Source organism: Oceanobacillus sp. NCCP-135, from assembly GCF_059698015.1.
In genome coordinates this window covers 40,829-56,667 of sequence record NZ_BAAKSZ010000023.1, presented here as the reverse complement: position 1 = coordinate 56,667, position 15,839 = coordinate 40,829, and the positions used below count along the sequence as shown (strand labels likewise).

The 15,839-nt window shown below is 37.2% G+C and carries 14 protein-coding genes; 11 read left to right on the top strand and 3 right to left on the bottom strand.

Annotation, left to right across the window (positions count from 1 at the left end; all coding sequences use genetic code 11):
- The first annotated feature begins 472 nt into the window (after nucleotides 1-472).
- The 9 genes from AC6HVZ_RS15135 (at nucleotide 473) to AC6HVZ_RS15095 (ending at nucleotide 8,929) form a co-directional block, all read left to right on the top strand.
- Nucleotides 473-1,138 carry a hypothetical protein gene (locus AC6HVZ_RS15135; protein WP_497559015.1) on the top strand — a complete coding sequence of 222 codons (666 nt, stop codon included), beginning with the start codon at nucleotides 473-475 and terminating at the stop codon, nucleotides 1,136-1,138.
- 118 nt (nucleotides 1,139-1,256) lie between these two features.
- The gene (locus AC6HVZ_RS15130) at nucleotides 1,257-2,711 is read left to right on the top strand and encodes an Msr family ABC-F type ribosomal protection protein (RefSeq protein ID WP_497559014.1); all 1,455 of its coding nucleotides are present in this window, start codon (nucleotides 1,257-1,259) and stop codon (nucleotides 2,709-2,711) included.
- A gap of 195 nt (nucleotides 2,712-2,906) precedes the next feature.
- On the top strand, nucleotides 2,907-3,614 hold the full coding sequence (locus tag AC6HVZ_RS15125) for a response regulator transcription factor (RefSeq protein WP_497559013.1): 708 nt from the start codon (nucleotides 2,907-2,909) through the stop codon (nucleotides 3,612-3,614).
- Nucleotides 3,607-4,635 carry a sensor histidine kinase gene (locus AC6HVZ_RS15120; protein WP_497559012.1) on the top strand — a complete coding sequence of 343 codons (1,029 nt, stop codon included), beginning with the start codon at nucleotides 3,607-3,609 and terminating at the stop codon, nucleotides 4,633-4,635. Before AC6HVZ_RS15125 ends, AC6HVZ_RS15120 begins: the two co-directional genes overlap by 8 nt.
- Before the next feature lie 112 nt (nucleotides 4,636-4,747).
- Entirely contained in the window at nucleotides 4,748-5,512 is a 765-nt protein-coding gene (locus AC6HVZ_RS15115) for an ABC transporter ATP-binding protein (RefSeq protein ID WP_497559011.1), read from the top strand.
- Complete coding sequence (locus AC6HVZ_RS15110) at nucleotides 5,502-7,466, top strand: ABC transporter permease (RefSeq protein ID WP_497559010.1); 1,965 nt, start codon at nucleotides 5,502-5,504, stop codon at nucleotides 7,464-7,466. Before AC6HVZ_RS15115 ends, AC6HVZ_RS15110 begins: the two co-directional genes overlap by 11 nt.
- Nucleotides 7,467-7,537: 71 nt before the next feature.
- A complete protein-coding gene (locus AC6HVZ_RS15105) occupies nucleotides 7,538-7,912 on the top strand; it encodes a DUF1801 domain-containing protein (RefSeq protein ID WP_497559009.1) in 375 nt (124 codons plus the stop codon).
- A gap of 22 nt (nucleotides 7,913-7,934) precedes the next feature.
- On the top strand, nucleotides 7,935-8,666 hold the full coding sequence (locus AC6HVZ_RS15100; RefSeq protein WP_497559008.1) for a class I SAM-dependent methyltransferase: 732 nt from the start codon (nucleotides 7,935-7,937) through the stop codon (nucleotides 8,664-8,666).
- A 23-nt stretch (nucleotides 8,667-8,689) separates the two neighbouring features.
- Complete coding sequence (locus tag AC6HVZ_RS15095; RefSeq protein WP_497559016.1) at nucleotides 8,690-8,929, top strand: DUF72 domain-containing protein; 240 nt, start codon at nucleotides 8,690-8,692, stop codon at nucleotides 8,927-8,929.
- Nucleotides 8,930-8,976: 47 nt separating this feature from the next.
- On the opposite strand, the gene AC6HVZ_RS15090 is transcribed toward AC6HVZ_RS15095, so the two are convergent.
- From AC6HVZ_RS15090 to AC6HVZ_RS15080, 3 genes are all read right to left on the bottom strand, one after another.
- Complete coding sequence (locus tag AC6HVZ_RS15090; protein ID WP_497559007.1) at nucleotides 8,977-9,669, bottom strand: hypothetical protein; 693 nt, start codon at nucleotides 9,667-9,669, stop codon at nucleotides 8,977-8,979.
- A 95-nt stretch (nucleotides 9,670-9,764) separates the two neighbouring features.
- Nucleotides 9,765-10,733, bottom strand: coding sequence for an LpxL/LpxP family acyltransferase (locus AC6HVZ_RS15085; protein WP_497559006.1), 969 nt, complete (start codon nucleotides 10,731-10,733; stop codon nucleotides 9,765-9,767).
- 13 nt (nucleotides 10,734-10,746) lie between these two features.
- Nucleotides 10,747-11,832 (bottom strand): HesA/MoeB/ThiF family protein, encoded by a 1,086-nt coding sequence (locus tag AC6HVZ_RS15080; protein WP_497559005.1) that lies wholly within the window; start codon nucleotides 11,830-11,832, stop codon nucleotides 10,747-10,749.
- Between the two features lie 665 nt (nucleotides 11,833-12,497).
- On the opposite strand from AC6HVZ_RS15080, the gene AC6HVZ_RS15075 reads away from it, so the two are divergent.
- Both AC6HVZ_RS15075 and AC6HVZ_RS15070 read left to right on the top strand, forming a co-directional pair.
- Nucleotides 12,498-15,014 carry an ABC transporter permease gene (locus AC6HVZ_RS15075; RefSeq protein ID WP_497559004.1) on the top strand — a complete coding sequence of 839 codons (2,517 nt, stop codon included), beginning with the start codon at nucleotides 12,498-12,500 and terminating at the stop codon, nucleotides 15,012-15,014.
- 16 nt (nucleotides 15,015-15,030) lie between these two features.
- A complete protein-coding gene (locus tag AC6HVZ_RS15070; RefSeq protein WP_497559003.1) occupies nucleotides 15,031-15,702 on the top strand; it encodes an ABC transporter ATP-binding protein in 672 nt (223 codons plus the stop codon).
- The last annotated feature ends 137 nt before the right edge of the window (nucleotides 15,703-15,839 follow it).

Here is a 15,839-nt window from a genome sequence, read left to right as displayed (position 1 = left end):
TGCGGGAAATCTGCACGTACGGTTTGATGAGAGGTCGGAGGGCGAAATCCCTCCTCCTACTCTACTTTGCTTAGGAAATTATAAAATTTAAATGCTGTGGATAACTTAGTTGCCGGAACAGCTGCGTTCAGCTCCAGCGCCCAGCGCCCAGCGACTAGCGAGACTTCCCTCACCTCCGTACAATAAGTCAACATCGGCTCCCTACGGTCGCCGTGTTTCCTTTATCTCCTACGGCTCAGTCCAGTCCGTACGTCGCTAACCGGGCGCCCTGCGCTTTTGTTCTCGTTTAGGAAATTATAAAATTTGTGGGCTGTGGATATCACCAGGAGAGCGAGGATATCACCAGGAGAGTGCGAGATATCGCCAGGAGAGCGAGGATATCGCTGGGAGAATGCGGATATCACCAGGAGAGCGAGGATATCACCAGGAGAATGTGAGATATCGCCAGGAGAGCGAGGATATCGCTGGGAGAATGCGGATATCGCCAGGAGAGCGGAAATATCGCCAGGAGAATGCGGATATCGCCAGGAGAGCGGAGATATCGCCAGGAGAGCGAGAATATCGCCAGGAGAGCGAGAATATCGCCGGGAGAGCGAGAATATCGCCAGGAGAATGCGGATATCGCCAGGAGAATGTGAGATATCGCCAGGAGAATGCGGATATCGCCAGGAGAATGCGGATATCGCCAGGAGAGCGAGGATATCGCCAGGAGAGCGGAAATATCGCCAGGAGAATGCGGATATCGCCAGGAGAGCGAGGATATCGCCGGGAGAATGCGGATATCACCAGGAGAGCGAGAATATCGCCGGGAGAATGTGAGATATCACCAGGAGAATGTGAGATATCGCCAGGAGAGCGAGAATATCACCAGGAGAATGCGGATATCACCAGGAGAGCGAGGATATCGCCAGGAGAATGCGGATATCGCCAGGAGAGCGGAGATATCGCCAGGAGAGCGAGAATATCGCCGGGAGAATGTGAGATATCACCAGGAGAGCAAGGATATCGCTGGGAGAATGCGGATATCGCCAGGAGAGCGGGGTATATCACCCGATATTTCCTTTTATCTCCTGAGGCTCAGTTCCGTCCGTACGTCGCTATACGGGCGTCCTGCGCCTTTGTTCTTTCTAAAAAATGAATGGAGGGATTTTACGTGATGATGTTACTTTTCTTTTGATACGAGCTTGAACTTAAATAAAAGCTCGTATCGATCCAGGCTATCGATACGAAATAATAAAATTTCGGAGGTAGCAAATATGGAACAAATAAATTTTGAACTGGAAAATGTCGAAGTGACTTATTTAGATAAAAAAATATTAAAGATTGAAAGGCTGGCTGTGCATCAATTTGACCGTATTGGCATTGTCGGGAAAAATGGTGCAGGAAAAAGCACGTTATTAAAATTACTGGCAGGAATTGTTCAACCAACAAGCGGAAAAGTAAATCGGCATGTGGACTGTGGTTATTTTGAGCAGGTTGAAGCACCAGTAGCTGCTGAAGCTGACCCATCTTTAATTGGAAAGTTAGCAGTGCCAAAAGATTCAGAGGAATTAAGTGGGGGAGAGCAAACGAGATTAAAGCTTGCACAATTATTTACCCATTATTATGAGACGTTACTCATCGATGAGCCAACAACACACCTGGATCAAAATGGAATTTCCTTTTTAATGGATGAATTGCGCTATTACTATGGGGCACTAGTATTAATAAGTCATGACCGTACTGTTTTAGATGAACTTGTTACAACCATTTGGGAAATACGGGATGGTGAAGTGCATGTTTACAAAGGGAATTACAGTGAATTCCTGAACCAAAAACAATTGGAACGTGAGCAGCAGGTGCAAGCTCACGAACAATTCCTAAAGGAAAGAAGTCGGCTAGAAAAGGCAGCACAGGAAAAAATGAAAAAAGCTGAAAAAGTTGCTCAAGCGGGAAGCATGTCAAAAAGAGAAGCAAATGCAAAACCGAACAAGTCGTTCATGACGAAATCGAAAGGCACTAGCCAAAAAGCCGTACAACGTGCAGCGAAGGCAATTGAGCATCGTATGGAAAATCTTGAGGAAGTGGAAGCGGTACAAGAAGAAAAGAAAATCGTATTCCGGCAGTCCAAAGCTTTGGAATTGCATAATAAATTCCCAATCATGGCAGACCGACTAACACTTCAAATCATGGACAAAGTGTTATTGGATGAAGTGAGTTTTCAGTTGCCACTCGGTAAAAAAATAGCAATAACAGGCGCAAATGGCAGTGGTAAAAGTACACTGCTTCACCATATTGCGAACAATGGGGCAGGACTTACGATTTCTCCCAAAGCGAAAATCGGCTACTTCCAACAGATGAGTTATCAATTTAAGCGTGATGAAACGGTACTTGAATTTGTGAAAAAACGTTCAGAATACGATGAAGGATTTTTACGAAGCGTTCTAGGTTCGATGCAGTTTGTCGGTACGGATATTCAAAAAAGCGTGAAGTCATTAAGTGGTGGAGAAGCAATTCGTCTTGAGCTTTGCCGGTTGTTCTTCGGGGAATATAACATTTTAATGTTAGACGAACCGACCAATTTCCTGGATATTCAAGCCATTGAAGCATTGGAAAAGTTTATTGCTGCATATGAAGGGACGATTCTTTTTGTAACACATGATCAAGCATTCATAAAAAATGTGGCAGATGTAAAGTATAATATTTCTAAGGGAAAATTGAATCTGGTGTGATCTGAAAATTAATTCTATGATAAGTCACTGGGGTAAACCTGGTGGCTTATTTTCTTGCTAAGTAAATTCAGATACTATTGAGTAAAATGTTATTATAGAAGAAAAACAATCCTAGATTTTAATTGACTCCGAGAACACACAAATATGACGAATCATTCCCAAATCTTGCCTCATCCCAAAAAAGGAGGATCAGCAATGTACAAACTTATGCTCATTGAAGACGATACTCAGTTAAATGACCTTATCCGGCAAAATCTAGAACGCTACGGCTACGAAGTACATCAGACTGATAATTTTTCCAATATCGTAGAGGAGTTTTCAAGAATAAAACCTGATCTGGTATTGCTGGATATTAATCTACCTTATCAGGACGGTTTTTTCATGTGCAGAAGCTTTCGCAAAGAGTCTAATGTCCCTATCATGATTATTTCTGCTCGCAGTCAGGAACTGGATCAGATTATGGCAATTGAATTTGGGGCGGACGATTACATAACAAAGCCATTTACGTTTGAAATGCTGCAATCTAAAGTCAGGGCAACGATAAGAAGGGTATATGGAGAATATGCAACAAAGAAACCAGTGAAAACCTGTGTTGGTCCACTATGTATTGATGACAAAACGCTTACCCTACATATCCATGAAAAAAAGGCTGAACTTAGCAAAAACGAATATAAGCTACTGAAAAAACTAATGGATCATTACAATTCCTTTGTAGCAAGGGAAGTGCTAATTGAAGAAGTCTGGGATTCTGTTACATTCGTAGATGATAATACACTTACCGTAAATATTAGTAGAATAAAGCATATACTTTCCGAATTGGGATTTGATAATACAATAAAAGGCAAAAGAGGAGTAGGGTACATGTTTCACTATTCTGAATCCATGAGGGATAACAATGCTTAAACATATTTTAAGAAACTTTCTCAAAGACCGGGCGTTGCTCATCGTGTTTTATTTAGTAAATATGACATGCATAATTTCCTTTTTCCATCTTAGTGAACCAGCAAACACGGAGTTTATTTACCCTTTATCAATCGGGCTGTTTTTATTAACAATTTATCTATTGATTGACTGGCTTCGTTATTATCAGGTAAATCAGGCAATAGAGCTAAAGTTAAAGAACCAATTTGCAGAACTACAGCCATATACAAAAGAACAGAGAGCATTTCAGCAATTATTAACTAATATAATACGTGAAAACTCAAGTAAATATAATGAAATGCAAGAACAGAATAAAGAAAGGTTTTACTTTTTATCTCATTGGATGCATTATCTTAAAACACCCGTTTCTGTAATTGAATTAATTATTGGTAAGGAAGAAAAGACAAAGGAGAATGCCGAGGTTTTTGAAAAAATCCAAATCGAAAACAAACGGCTGCATACTTCAATAGAACAGGCTTTAACAATGATAAGAATGGAGAGCTTTGAAAACGATTTGGAAATAAGGTCAGTTGATTTACTTCCTTCTTTGAGAAAACTCATCAATGGCCGAAAGCGAGAATGTATCTATCAATCTATTTTTCCTGTGATTGAATTTGAAGGGAAGGATGCATATGTTGTCACTGATTCCAAGTGGAATGAAATTTTATTAGACCAAATTATTGCCAATGCAATTAAATACTCCAGCTTAAAAGATGGCAGCAAAAAGCTTGTTTTTCGTATTAATAAGAAAGAAAAGCACACGACATTGTCCATCACTGATGAAGGTGCAGGAATTCCTCCACATGATCTTGAAAGAGTATTTCAGCCATTCTTCACTGGTGAAAACGGTAGAAAGTTTTCAAACTCCACAGGTATAGGTCTTTATCTTTGCAGAAAAATGGCGGACAAACTTGGTCAGACTATTACCATACAATCCACGATCAATGAAGGTACAACTGTAACTGTTAGTTGGCTGACAGGAAAGGAATCATTGACCAAATAATTACCTTACAATAATGTAAGGTAATTTTAGTGTTAACGATGGTTGAGATTCAGTTTGTAAATTAAAATGATAGTGTAGATTAACGCCTTAGTAGTGGTGAAGGAGGAGAACTATGCCTATTTTAGATGCAAGTAACATCGTTAAAATTTACGGAGAATCAAGTGGGGAAGGGGCAACAACTGCACTGGATGGAGTAAGTTTTACGATGAAACAAGGAGAGTTTGTCGCAATTATGGGTCCGTCCGGCAGTGGCAAAACAACGTTACTCAACGTGATGAGTGGAATTGATAGTCCTACCTCAGGTGAAGTTGCAATCGAAGGCCAAAAAATAAGTGAGATGACAGGAAATAAGTTAGCACTGTTTCGCCGTAAACAACTGGGGTTTGTGTTCCAGGAATTCAATCTTTTAAATAGCTTAACGGTAAAAGAAAATATCATGCTGCCAATGATATTGGAAAAGAAACAGGCAGCCGATATGGAAGATAAGGTTCAAGAACTTGCTAACCTTTTCGGGATAGAATCAATCCTAAATAAATATCTATATCATACATCTGGTGGGCAGCAGCAGCGTACTGCAGTCAGTCGGGCATTAGTGAACGAGCCAAGTATCATTTTTGCCGATGAACCAACGGGGAATTTGGATTCTAAATCTTCTACAGTCATTATGGAATGCTTTGAGAAAATAGTACATGAGCTTTCGACAACGGTTCTAATCGTGACCCATGATGTTTTTGCTGCCAGTTATTGTGAGAAAGTTGTTTTTATAAAAGACGGTCTTATTGATTCCTACATTGTAAAAAAAGGAAGCAGGAAAGAATTTTTAAATCAAATTATGGATAACCTTGCTGTCTTAGGAGGAAGACCCCATGACCTTTAAGCAAATCGTGTGGAAAATGGCAAAGGTTCATTATAAGAAGTACATTTTTTACTTTTTATGTAATAGTTTGGCAGTTATGTTTTTCTTTATGTTTATGACTGTATATTTTAACGACCAGATCGTTCAGGTTAAAGAATCAGAGTCGATTAAATATTTGTTAACAGTACCTGGTGTTGCGCTTGTTGTTTTTACGGTGTTTTTCATAGGCTATGCACATAGTATTTTTATGAAAAGAAGGAGAAGTGAGTTTGGACTTTTCATGACAATAGGCATGTCAGGACGCGATATAAGTAAATTGTTATTGTTGGAAAATGGAGTTATTGCTTTTTTCTCGATTATTTCAGGTATTTTGGCAGGAACCGTATTTTCCAGATTATTCTTTTTACTGTTAATGAACAGCGTGGGTTTAGAGGCAGTTCCATTTCATTTAAATAGTGAAATGTTCATGTACTCGATTATTATCTTTTTAATCGTATTTATCACAGCAGTTGGACAATCACTATTCCTGACACTTAGGCAAAATGTTATTCATAGTTTAAAGAGTGACAAGGTTACAGAGTCTAATAAGATGAAAAGCCCACTAATTGGTGGCTTGGGGCTGGCTATACTAATTGGATCGATTGTGGGACTTTATTATACCTATTCAGACCCTTTTCTCGGTGGTAAATACCTGCTTCTTTGGGCAATGGCAACAATTATGGGATTATACATCAGCCTCCATCAGTTCACTAGCTTTTTTATAGCGCTTGCAAAGAAAAACAAACCCTTTTATTATCGTCGATTATTATTTCTGACGAGCTTGGATTACAAATTTAAACAACTGACATCCATACTTATGCTTGTAACAGCCATGATCATGATGACTATTTTGTATAGTACGATTACATTGTTCACCTATATGTTAACTGAAAAGGAAGCAATTGATAGTAACCCTTATGATATGGCGTTTATTCAAACGGAAAATAAAAATAACCTGAATTCTGAAGAGCTTTACTCGATCGTTGACCAAAAAGAAAATCCCATAAATGAGCATCTATTGATACCGATATACTCTTACTACGAAAAACATCCATATCAGGATTGGATTAACGTCTATAATTTTATGTCAGTAGACCATTTTAATCAGTTAACTTCCAGTCAAAAGGAATTGGAGGATAAAGAGTTTTTATATTATATAAATGATGAACTGGAGAACGAAGGGGACGAGGGTGACCAAAGTATTTCCTTTTCCTTTCCAAATATAAAAGGGAAGGAAACCTATACACTAAAGGAAACAATTGCTGAAAGAAATATCAACAATTTACCAAATCTCTATGACTTTATTATTGTAAGCAATTCCCAATTCGAGCAACTGAATAATAAAATAGATGGTTTTGAATCAAATCTTCATTTGATCAATGTGGCTAATTGGAAACAGTCATCGAATACTGTTGAGGAACTAACCAGGAGTTTTAAAAACTATAATGAAAAGACACCGCCAAATGCTGATATACGGACAGAGCATTACTCCGAAGAACAATTATTTCAAGTTGCTTCTAAAGTTCAGGGTTATGATCGCAATAAAAGTTCAAATGGTATATCATTTTTTGTCACTACATTTTTAAGTATTATCTTCTTTCTCGGTTCATTTTTTCTGTTGTATATTAATCTGTTTTCCGATATAGATAATGAAAAAGACAGGATTAAGAAACTGAATAATATAGGGATTACCACAAAAGAAGTTAAGAAAATGATCTCCAGGGAGATTACAACGCTATTTTTTATGCCAACCATTTTCGGAACTGCCATAGCACTCCTTTATATTATTGCAATGGCAACGGATATCGGTGGAGTTATGGAAAATCCCCGAATAATTTTGCATTTCTTTATTGTTGCAGGAATCTACCACTGTATCCAGATAGGATTTTACCTTTATGCAAGGAAGAAAATGTTTTCGTATTTGCTTCCATATTGAATACATTATGGGCTTAATCCAGTATATAGTATAATTACAGCAAGCTTAAACCTTTACAAAGGAGACATTTTATGGATAATAAAGCAAGAAAAACTAAAGAAGTTGATCAGTATATTATGGATTTGCCAGCTGATATCGGGGAGATTACAGCGTCTTTAAGGAAGCTTATTTTAAATGTTTCTCAAAAACTTATGGAAGAGTTAAAGTGGCCGATGCCTAATTATTCGTACAAAGGATTGGTTTGTTACCTTCAAGCTTCCAAAAAACATGTTAATCTTGGTTTTCACAAAGGCAATGAACTTGGGGGAAAAGATAGTAACAATTTATTACAGGGTACAGGAAAAACAATGAGGTATATTAGAATAGAAAAGATGGAAGATATTAGCCCGCAAGTTTTTACTTCTCTTATTCAAGCAGCAATTGCATTGAATAGGAACTGGAACTAATTTAATAGGAGAGGTAAATATCATGAAGCAAAACAAATATGATAATGTTAATTTCTTTACTGCATATGAAAAAATGCCACGATCAATCAAAGGACTAAAGGGTGCTGGAGAATGGCCAGTATTAAAAGAAATGCTGCCTGAACTGCGAAATAAGAGTGTGCTTGATTTGGGATGCGGCTTCGGTTGGCATTGCCGTTATGCTCGCCAGGAGCAGGCAAGTTCTGTGATTGGCGTAGATATATCCGATAAAATGCTTAAAAAAGCACGTGAAATGACAAATGATTCTTCCATTTCATATTTGAAACTGCCAATTGAAGAGATCAATTATCAGGAATCACAATTTGATGTGGTTATCAGTTCATTGGCTTTTCATTATATTAAGTCATTTGAAGCAATTTGCGAAAAGATCTATCAATATTTGAAGCCTGGAGGTTCTTTTATTTTTTCGGTTGAACATCCTATTTTTACCTCAAGGAACGAACAAGATTGGTATTATGATGATCAAGGGAATCGTCTCCATTGGCCAGTGGACAATTATGAATCAGAAGGTGTACGTGATACAACTTTCCTGACGGAGAATGTCATTAAATATCACCGTACGTTTTCAACATATATCAATAACTTGATTCTTGCTGGTTTTAGCATAAAAGCAGTTAAAGAACCGATGCCAGATGAAGAAATGGCCAGGAATGTTCCTGAAATGAAAGATGAAAACCGAAGACCAATGTTTTTAATCATCTCAGCGGAAAGATAAACTGAAAACGAAAAAAGTGGTATATCATTTATCACGCATTAACGGGCTGTAATACCCCCACCTCCAAGCGTGATAAATATAATCAGGAAGAACTTTTGGAATGGAAAAATAGGGTGAAAGAACTTGCAAAGGACTCAAGGGATATTATCATTCTATTTAATAATAATTCTGGTGGGGATGCAGCGAATAATGCCAAAGAATTTCAGAAGATGCTTGGTATTGAATATGAAGGACTTTCACCGAGACAGCTTGGCCTTTTTTGATAAGATAATAAAGCATCAAAACTACGGGGTGAAATATATCGACTATTTTACCCCCGATTTCTCCATAGCCTTGTGCTGTGAAGGATAATCCATACCATGAAAATCAAGTTTGCCATTTCGCTAAGCTGATTTAGATTCTGACCTTTAGTTATAAATGAAAAAAATATAATTATAGAAGTTAAGCTGAAGGTAATACCCGTAATGAAAGTTAAATAGATGTAAAAGCGATTAGCGTCGCGAACAATATAGCAGTGACATAAGAGCCAGATTGCTAAAGCAGTATTTGAAATTATGTAGAGACTTAATGAAAACCCTCCACCGTTCATGACCCAGTTAAATAAATGGAGTGCAAAGTCCTGACTGGATTGGCTTCCTGCCGAATTGTATAATCCAATGGCATACTCAACAGTAAATGCCTGCAGGCTGAGAGAAAAGCTTGATGTAAAAAAGCCCAGCACCCCGAACATCATTCCAGAAAGATTAGTGACAGATGGATATTGCGTGTTTTGAAAATGGTATGTCGCAACTGGGATGAATCCACATAATAAAAAAGAAAGAGCCTTTGTACCGTGGTCCCACCCCAAATACCCCTTATGCTTTGTATAATAAATGATTGCATCTTCGGTGTTTGTCATGTTTTCCAAGGGAAACAGCATCTTTTGGTAGATAATTGCTATAAAGATCCATAAGATAATTAAGAGGACATATAAATAACCAGTTATTGCCGATAATCGATACATAAGCAACTCCCTGTCTTAAATTCACATAAGAAAATCCCCCAGATTTATCTAGCAGTAGATCTAGCGGAAAGGGGGCTCACCACTGGATTTTAGTGTTAAGAATTTATTTGTAATTTGCTCATTTCTGGCTGAACCAGCATTTCCTCCAGGAAGGCCCAGCCTCTCCACTGCAAGGGATGCTTTTTCACATGCTGTTCAATTTTATTAAAAATATCCGTATTCACTTTTTGAATATCTTTCTTATTTTCGACATAGATTGGTTCATCAAAAGTAACTTCCACCCGGTCGTGTACAGCTTCAATTCTTACTAATATAATGGGTGATTTTGTAATTGCAGCTATAGAAACTGAACCATCCGGTGCATAGATTTCATTCCCAGTAAATTTAACTGTCTGCTTTGGTGTGATATCTGAACCATTTACTTCTAATGGAAGGGCGATAAGAGAATTTCGTTTTAATGCTTTTAAGGATTTTATTAAAAAGCCGGTTTCAGGAACCGTAACTGTATTGAAGTTCTTCCATGACTCTTCCGGAAAGTATGATCTGATCATATCGCCAGCCCATATTTCAGCTTCCTTTTCTCCGAATAACTGGAAAATAGGGTAGTTCATTTTAACCAACAACGGCAATAATAATTGAAAAGGCCCCCAATGTAATTGGCCTAATATAGCACCTTTTCCATCCCTCAAAGCCTGATCCAAATATTCAATATTTCTTATTGATATATGTTTTTCGATAAACTCGTCATTTTCTGCCATTATCATAAAATAGCTAGGCCACAGTGAACAATCAATCATAAGATATTCTACAAATTCATTAATAAGGTTTTCCGGAAATATTTCACCGGTATTCGATTGTTTAATATTATGCAGGATATGCTGGTTATTTTCAGTCCAAAAGTCAGTCATTTTTATTTTTTCCAGTTCTTCGCTGCGGATGCTTTTCATGATATTGAAAAGACTTTCGGGGGGCAGATTGCTCAGTCTTTTAAAGCTGTCGCTTTTGTTTAATAAATCCATGGGGTTAAAGAAGCCTTCCAGGAGTTCCTGTAATTTCTTATCCATAATTTATCACATCCTATTTTATAATTGAAGCAGTCGTACATTTATCACAGCTTTGATTTTTTTCCATATCAAACAGCTGTAGATTCAGATTTATAAAGTCAATCTCACCCCTTTTGTTTTTCATTAAGGGTTCGTTAATACCAGAAAGCAGTCGGATAGCCTCCCATGTATGCAAATTAGCGATGATGGAAGAAAGAGCACCAATCGAACCAATTCGTTTAGCTGATTTTACTAATGTCCAATTCTGATATTCTATTTCCAGGTTTTCCGTGAAGCATTCCCAGCATATCGTTTTTCCCGGTATGATGGTTGGTCCTATTAATCCCAGATGCCCACGATAACCGCCAGTTATAATGTGGGGTATGTTTAGGCTTTGTCCTGCCTTCGAAACCCAATGTCCGGTCTCTGTGACATTAGGTTCATCGATACAGCTGATTACCAAATCGCTACCAGCTATAATTCCCCCCAATTCTGTATGTTCATCGCAAAACATATCATGTTTTGTTACCTGGACCGTCTGATTCAAATCTCCGAGTTTCCGCTTCATAACGTCTACCTTTTTCTGGCCAAGATCATGATATGTATATAAATTTTGTCTGGTTAAGTTGCTTTCTTCAACGACGTCTCCATCCACAACTGTCAGATGATTAATTCCGGCCATTGCTAAGGAAGTAGCCACCCAGCTTCCTACTCCGCCAAGTCCAATAATAACGACTACTTTATTGGCTAATTGCTCCTGAATTGATTCACCGCCGAGTCTGGGATTATATTCATTGAAAAAATCAATTTGTCTTTTATTTCTTTCATAGGATTTGGCTTTAGTTGATTCTGGGGTGACTTCGAAAACAAGCTCTTCTTCCAGCAGTGTATTGATGACATTGATTATATCTTCTTTAGGGATAAGCGGATGTTCGCGGTGGACTTCTTTTATTATTTTTTCTGTGCTTTTTTTATTTTCCATTACTTTCAGCAAGGTTAGAAAGCCCGGATCATAATCATAGATATAATGTTTCTGATTATGGGCTGGCAAGAAGTGTATATTTTCCTGCTCCCTCTCCAGATAGATTTCCATCGATTCTTTTAATTGGTAAACTTTCATAATTTACCCCTTTCTAAATAGTCAAATGGCCTATGGGGAAGTAATCTTCCCCATAGGTAGCATTCATCATGTACAGACGGCACAAAAGCATGACTTCGTACGGACTCTTTCTCCTTTTTTCTTTGCTTCCATTGACAAAACCTCCCCCTTGCTTGATTACGTGTACATGTACAATTGTAATTATATTCTAAATAGTAGTTTCGTTTAAGAGTCAAAACTACTATTTTAAATGACTATTCTGTTATTTTTGATTATTTTAATAAAAAAACTGGTATAATCGAAGTAGTCAAATGGTAGATATTTCAAGTGCTGAGGGTATTAATGAACTAGTAAATAACTAACAAGTTAAATTAAAATAAGGAATTAAAACTTTAATTTATATTAGACCTTTTGTATTGGTGAATGTTCTAAAGATGAACCATTATAAATGGTAATAAAGTATTGTTTTCTCCTTTTTTCGCTATATTTCGCCAACTAGCAGCTGATGAATCAAAAAGGTAGTTCCTTTTCAGTATATTAATAAAATTCAATAAAATATATTGAATAGTAGACAGAACTTCGTTACTATTATAAATATAAATATTGCAGGTTAACTGGCATTAAAGGTCGATTCGTTTCACTTTATTTCCCAGTTATTTTTTAACATAAATGATGGGGGTTAATGGATGAAAATCATGTTAAAGCATGTGATAAGAAATGTAAGTGAGAAGAAACTTAGAACATCTATTGTTCTACTGACTATATTGCTTTCTACAATGGTTTTATTTATTGGACTCAGCTTAAATTCTATTATTAATAATACATATTCCACAATGCTTGAGGGTGCTTATGGAAAAACAAATGCTGTCATTTCAAAATCGGGTGATAATGAAGATGCTTTCTATAAAGCATCTGATCTAAAATTGGAATCAGTGACAATAGAACAGCGTATTGACCAGATTCAGGCAAAGGGCACGATCCTTATAGAAGATGAAGATATTAATGTCGTGTTAACCGGCATGGATTTAATACAAGCAAAGGATCTGGAATTAATAGTTCCTGTTCAGGAATTGGATAGCTTTAATCCGGCAGAAAATATGATTATGATCAGCCATCATACAGCCTCCAAGTATAAACTTGAATTAGGGGATGAAATAATAGTTGAACATGGTCAGGAAGATTACCTCTTTGTTATTGGTGCTGTAGGTGAATCTAAGGGTATGTTTTACTCGGAAATGGGGATGCCGCTTTTCCTGACATCGTCGGAACAGGTAAATGGGCTTTATGAAACGGATGAACTTATCAGCAATACTCTCGTGAAGATCCCAGATAGTGAGTTGGATTCAGCCTTGAAGAACTTGAAGGAGGAAAATACAGGTTTCACAATCCAAAAGACCAGTTCTGCTGATACGGTAATGCGTGATGAACAAACATTTCAAACAGTGATGATGCTGGCAATTATCATTATTGTATTAATCAGTGCATATGTTATTTCCTCGCTGACAAAATTAATAATTGCGGAACGTCTGCCGGTCATGGGTACATTTCGTAGTGTTGGTTTAAATAAAGGCATGATGAGGCGTGTATTATTGCTGGAGTTTTATGTGTATGGGTTATTTGGTTCAATATTGGGAATTGGACTGGCTTGTCTTCTGCTTCCGTTTGCTGCGGATGTTTTTAATGAGTATAAAGAATATGGAGTTGAGACTGTTGTAAATTACCAGATATCCTATATGATTATAGCGTTTTTATTTGGATTGGTTTTCCCGGCAGGCATTAGCTATTTGCGCATTACAAAGGCAAATTCAAAACCGCTTAAAGAGCTAATTTTAAATACACACCATACGGTACATAAACAATCAAAGGTTTCTATAGTGCTTGGCGTTATACTATTGGCTGGTGCATTTACACTATACTTTATGAATCAATTTGATCAATTATTTATGGCCATTGGTTCGGTCCTGCTTCTGTTTATTTCGATTGTATTGTTAATGCCTGTATTTTTAATCGGCATATCCAAATTATTTCATATAATTGCACGCAGTTTCGTGGGTGGAGAAGCAGTACTTGGCATTAAAAATGCCGCTAATAATAAAATCGCAGTAAATAATGCAAATATGATTGTAGTTGTCTTTTTACTTCTTATGATGGTGGGAATGACAAGTGCGGGAATTGACCATTATTTAACAAGTTCCATAAAAAAGGACTTTGATGTCAGCATAAGTAATTTAAAAGATGAAATTTCCTCCTATACAGAAATAAAAGAGCTGGATGAGGTATCAAAAATAAATTCTCAGTACATAAGTATTGCCGAATACGATATACATGGTGATCGGAACACGTTCGCTATTCATGGTGTAGAGGATATTGATGAACTGGATAAATTCTACACAGGAATTACATTGCTAGATGATTCGGGTAAGCGAATGAAAAACCTGTCTAATGGGGTTGTAATTGATGAATATCAGGCCAAGAAATACAATTTGAGGACTGGGGATACAATCCACCTCCGACCATTGGATGCAAATTATCAGCCAATAAATGACGATACATTTTTGGAAGTAACCATTGCAGGCACGATGGAAAGCTCTGGTTTTTCACAAAACAGGGATGTGCTATTACTCCACTCAGAATATTTCCAAGACTATTTTGAAGGTCTTTTTAATCAGGTAGTTGTGAAGGCAAATAAAGGTTACAGTGCAAAAGAGGTTAAAGAAGCTATTGCTAATTACTATGAAGACGATTCCGTAACAGTAACGACTTTTGATGAAACAATTGCATCCCAAAAGGAAACAATAGACACGTTGATTAATGGTATAACGATAATAATTATCATGGGATTACTGATTGGGATATTAGGAATTTCCAATAACTTAATTGTTTCTTTCACACAACGGAAAAAGGAATATGCCTTGTTGTATTCTGTTTGTATGAGCAGGTGGCAGATTATTAAAATGATATTCTCTGAAATGCTGGTTACTTTCTTTGTTGTTGTACTTATTGGTTTTACTGGAGGGTTTGCATTAAATATATTGATGACAAAACTTCTTTTTGCCATTGGCTTACGACTTGAGTATAGTTTTTCCTTTGGTTTGTTTGGCATTTTGTGTGTAGCTGTTTTCTTTTTACTGGGTTTATCAACATTATCAATTATTCGAAGGGTCTTAAAGCTTAATGTATTGAGGGAACTACGCTATGAATAAAGGAGGGGACATTAGGGTGAAGAGTATTGTTCGCACAGAGGAACTTCAAAAAAGTTATCGGGTTGGAGCGGGCTCGGTAAAAATATTAAAAGGAATAGAGCTATCCATTTCAGAAGGGGAATTTGTTTCGATCATGGGACCTTCAGGAAGTGGAAAAAGTACACTGCTCTATTTACTTGGCGGGATTGATGAACCGACATCAGGAAAAGTCCTGATTGGTGATGATGATATAAATGAATTGAATGATCAAGAGAAGAGTAGGTTGAGAAGAAAGTTTATCGGCTTTGTTTTTCAGTTTTATAACCTAGTTCAAAATCTTACTGTTGAAGAAAATATTATACTTCCTTTAATGATGGATCGGAAAAAGCCTGCTGTGTATAAGCAGGAGCTCGATGAAATCCTGGAGATGGTAGGTTTAACGGACAGGAGGAAATTTACTCCAAGGGAATTATCTGGCGGGCAACAGCAGCGTGTTGCAATTGCCAGAGCGTTGCTATTGAAACCTAAACTGATTTTAGCTGATGAGCCAATTGGGAATTTAGACAGTAAAACGGGAACAAATATTATGCAGCTCTTTCATAAAATCAATCAGGAAAAAGGAGTTACTATCGTTCAAGTGACACATTCGGAATCAGCTGCAGAATATGGAACCAGAGTTATTCAGATGAAAGACGGTTTAGTTGTTTAATATGAGAAAACCTGCAGAATGGCACAGATCTGCAGGTTTTTTTTAATCATATATTCTAATACTCATTTGAATATATGATTGACATTTTCTGAATGAAAGCATAACATAGAGATAATCAAACAATGATTTGAATGAGG

Coding starts and splice junctions, on each gene's coding strand:
- AC6HVZ_RS15135 (WP_497559015.1), top strand. CDS start 473: ATGCGGATATCGCCAGGAGAGCGGAAATATCGCCAGGAGAATGCGGAT.
- AC6HVZ_RS15130 (WP_497559014.1), top strand. CDS start 1,257: ATGGAACAAATAAATTTTGAACTGGAAAATGTCGAAGTGACTTATTTA.
- AC6HVZ_RS15125 (WP_497559013.1), top strand. CDS start 2,907: ATGTACAAACTTATGCTCATTGAAGACGATACTCAGTTAAATGACCTT.
- AC6HVZ_RS15120 (WP_497559012.1), top strand. CDS start 3,607: ATGCTTAAACATATTTTAAGAAACTTTCTCAAAGACCGGGCGTTGCTC.
- AC6HVZ_RS15115 (WP_497559011.1), top strand. CDS start 4,748: ATGCCTATTTTAGATGCAAGTAACATCGTTAAAATTTACGGAGAATCA.
- AC6HVZ_RS15110 (WP_497559010.1), top strand. CDS start 5,502: ATGACCTTTAAGCAAATCGTGTGGAAAATGGCAAAGGTTCATTATAAG.
- AC6HVZ_RS15105 (WP_497559009.1), top strand. CDS start 7,538: ATGGATAATAAAGCAAGAAAAACTAAAGAAGTTGATCAGTATATTATG.
- AC6HVZ_RS15100 (WP_497559008.1), top strand. CDS start 7,935: ATGAAGCAAAACAAATATGATAATGTTAATTTCTTTACTGCATATGAA.
- AC6HVZ_RS15090 (WP_497559007.1), bottom strand. CDS start 9,669: ATGTATCGATTATCGGCAATAACTGGTTATTTATATGTCCTCTTAATT.
- AC6HVZ_RS15085 (WP_497559006.1), bottom strand. CDS start 10,733: ATGGATAAGAAATTACAGGAACTCCTGGAAGGCTTCTTTAACCCCATG.
- AC6HVZ_RS15080 (WP_497559005.1), bottom strand. CDS start 11,832: ATGAAAGTTTACCAATTAAAAGAATCGATGGAAATCTATCTGGAGAGG.
- AC6HVZ_RS15075 (WP_497559004.1), top strand. CDS start 12,498: ATGAAAATCATGTTAAAGCATGTGATAAGAAATGTAAGTGAGAAGAAA.